Below are 3,062 nucleotides of genomic sequence, written 5' to 3' on the forward strand. Positions count from 1 at the left end.
GCCGAACGCCCCGGCCCGCCGCCGGAACCGACCCGCCACCGGGCGCTCCCGCGCCGGGCGGTGCGTGCCGGGGCGTTCGGCGGCGTGTGTGAGCCGGGTGGAGTCTCCGCGTTCGGCAGCGGGCGGTGGCGGTGAGGTGGCAGTCTCGTGATCGGTAGTCACATGATCTACGGAGGTGGACTGTCCGTGGCGGGCAATGTCAATCCCACGGTCCGGCGGCGCAGACTCGGCCAGGAGCTGCGCAGGCTCCGCGAGGACCGCGGCATGACCGCGGAGGAGGTCGCCGACCGCCTGCTGGTCTCGCAGTCGAAGATCAGCCGGTTGGAGAACGGGCGCCGCAGCATCTCCCAGCGGGACGTCCGCGACCTGTGCAGTGTCTACGAGGTGCGGGACCGGCGGCTGGTGGAGTCGCTGATGCAGATGGCGCGGGAGTCGCGCCAGCAGGGCTGGTGGCACGCGTTCGCCGAGTTGTCCCCGGGCTACAGCGTCTACATCGGCCTCGAGATGGACGCGGCCTCGCTGCGGGTCTACGAGCCGCAGGTGGTCCCCGGCCTGCTGCAGACCGCCGACTACGCCGCCGCCGTGATCTCCGGTGCGCTGCCGGAGGTGGCGCGTTCCGACGTGGAGCGCCGCGTCGAGGTGCGCATGCGGCGCCAGGAACGGGTGCGCGACGAGCGGCGGCCGCTGCGGTTGTGGGCGGTGGTGGACGAGGCGGCGCTGCGCCGACAGGTCGGCGGGCCCGCCGTGATGGCGCGGCAGCTGCGCTATCTCGTCGAGGTGTCCGATCTGCCGCACATCACGCTCCAGGTGATGCCGTTCGAGTCGGGAGCGCACCCGGGCGTCAACGGCCAGTACGCGATAATGGAGTTCCCCGAGGCCAACGACTCCACGGTGGTGTATCTGGAAGGGGTCACCAACGACCTCTATCTGGAAAAGCCGCACGATGTGCAGAATTACAGCGTGCTGTACGAGCACCTCCGGGCGCAGGCGCTGAGCCCGGAGAAGACCCGTGATTTCGTCCGGGCAATAGCGGAGGAAAGCGAGTCGCGCGCCGGTTCCTGAATTCGACCGCACACGGCGTGCCCCTCGGCCGGGGCGGGTTCCGGCTCCGCCCCGGCCGAGGGGGGTGCGCCCGGGCGCGCGCGGTGCGTGCCGCGTGCGGGTGCGCCGGCGGGGCGGTCTGCTGCGCCGGGTGGTGCGGCGAGGTCGAGGGGCGGCTTCCGGGAGGAGCCCGGCCGCGGGATGGTGCGGCGGGCGTGGGGGAATGCAGACCGTCGGACGATTTCCCGGCGCTGCGCGGCGAAGTCGGCGCGGATGCTACACCGACCCACGAGCCGAACGCAGCCTTGTTCCGGGGAATCACCTTGTCGAGTGATCAGACACAAGGCATGACCACGTGGACCAGTACGGTCTGCGAAAGCGTCCTGACGGGCACGCCGAGTACGACACCAGGGGCTGCCGGCCCCCCTCCCCCGCCGGCGCACCCAACTGACCTACCAGGTGAATCCTGGAAAGGAGCCGGAGGCAAGTCATGGCAATTCAGCACGGTAGGACGCACAGCTGGCGGAAGTCCTCCTACTCGGGCGGCAACGGGGCGTGCGTCGAGGTGTGCTCGCCCGCGCCGCGAACGGCGGCCGTCCGCGACTCCAAGGCGCCCGCGGGTCCCCGCCTCGGCTTCGTCCCCGGCTCCTGGAACAGCTTCGTCACCGCGGTGGGCGACGGCACCCTCGCACGCCGCTGACCCCGACCGCCGGGCCGCCGGAGCCCACGGGCGCGGCGTCCCGGCACCGGGACGCCGCGCCGCCGGCCGGTGTCATCCCCGCGGGTAGCGCTCCAGCCAGGCGGCGACCGCGCCGCCCGGCCCGTGCAGCGCGGGCCCCTGCGTCATCTCCAGCGCGAAGTCGTCCGCGAGCTCCAGCATCGTCGCCCTGCCTTCCAACTCCGGCAGGAACTCCGGCGGGAGCGCCGTCTCCCCGTGCAGCGCGCCGAGCAGGTTGCCGCAGATCGAGCCGGTGGAGTCGGAGTCGCCGCCGTGGTTGACGGCCAGCAGCAGTCCGTGCCGGACGTCCTGGGCGACAAGGGCGCAGTACACGCCCATCGCCAGCGCCTCCTCGGCCACCCACCCCTCCCCCAGCTCCGCGAGCCGCTCCGGCGTCGGCGGGCCCGCACGGACCGCGGCGAGCGCCCGCTGGAGCGCGTCGGTCGTCTCCTGGTGCTCGGGGCGGGTCGCGAGCAGCGCCATGGCCTTCTGCACGGCGTCCTCCAGGGTGTCGCCCCGGATGACGGCATGGACGATCGCGGAGAAGGCGCCGGCGGCGAGTCGGCCGGTGGGGTGGCCGTGGGTCTGGCTGGCGCACTCGACGCTGAGCTGGAGGACGAGTTGGGGCTCCCAACCGGCCAGCAGCCCGAAGGGGGCGGAGCGCATGACGGTGCCGCACCCCTTGGAGTTCGGGTTCTTGGGCTTCTCGACGGTGCCGAGCACGTCGTCGGCGAGTCCCGCGAGGCAGGCGTTGCCGGGGGCGCGGCGAGCGTAGAGCCATTCCTGGCGGGCCAACCAGCCGTCGTCGGCACGTCGTTCGTCCGGCCCCCAGTCGTTCTGGGTGCGGTACCAGCGGCGGTAGGCGGCGTGCACGTCGGTCGGCGGGTGCCAGGCGCCGGAGTCGCGGCGGATGTGGGCGCGGATGAGGCCGTCGAGGGTGAACAGCGTCATCTGGGTGTCGTCGGTGACGGCGCCGCGCCGCCCGTAGGCGGGGACGTAGTCGGTGACCCCGGCCGGGCCGTGGCGGTCGCGGATCTCGGCGAGCGAGTCGAACTCGACCCCGGCGCCCAGGGCGTCACCGATGGCGCCACCCAGCAGGCATCCCCGTACCCGGCTGCGGAAGTCCTGCTGCTCGGCGCGCCCCCACAGCGCTCCGCTCGCCGGTCCGGTCATTCCTGCGCCCTCCCTCGTCCCGTCAACCACGGCAGCGTAAGCCAGGGGCGCACCGCACGTCAGGGGGCGCCGGCCACTTCGTGCCACGGGACGGGGCCGCGGGACGGGGCGGCGCGCAGCCGCCCCGTCC

At 73.4% G+C, this 3,062-nt stretch carries 3 protein-coding genes; 2 read left to right on the forward strand and 1 reads right to left on the reverse strand.

Features of this window, described 5'->3' with window-relative positions:
- The first annotated feature begins 186 nt into the window (after positions 1 to 186).
- Both HCN52_RS23310 and HCN52_RS23315 read left to right on the forward strand, forming a co-directional pair.
- Complete coding sequence (locus HCN52_RS23310) at positions 187 to 1,062, forward strand: helix-turn-helix domain-containing protein (protein WP_168090410.1); 876 nt, start codon at positions 187 to 189, stop codon at positions 1,060 to 1,062.
- A gap of 469 nt (positions 1,063 to 1,531) precedes the next feature.
- Entirely contained in the window at positions 1,532 to 1,741 is a 210-nt protein-coding gene (locus HCN52_RS23315; RefSeq protein ID WP_168090408.1) for a DUF397 domain-containing protein, read from the forward strand.
- 72 nt (positions 1,742 to 1,813) lie between these two features.
- Here HCN52_RS23315 and HCN52_RS23320 read toward each other — a convergent pair whose 3' ends face one another.
- A complete protein-coding gene (locus HCN52_RS23320; RefSeq protein WP_168090409.1) occupies positions 1,814 to 2,932 on the reverse strand; it encodes an ADP-ribosylglycohydrolase family protein in 1,119 nt (372 codons plus the stop codon).
- Between the last annotated feature and the right edge of the window lie 130 nt (positions 2,933 to 3,062).

The sequence above is a fragment of the Streptomyces bohaiensis genome (assembly GCF_012033785.1).
Classification (GTDB): domain Bacteria; phylum Actinomycetota; class Actinomycetes; order Streptomycetales; family Streptomycetaceae; genus Streptomyces; species Streptomyces bohaiensis.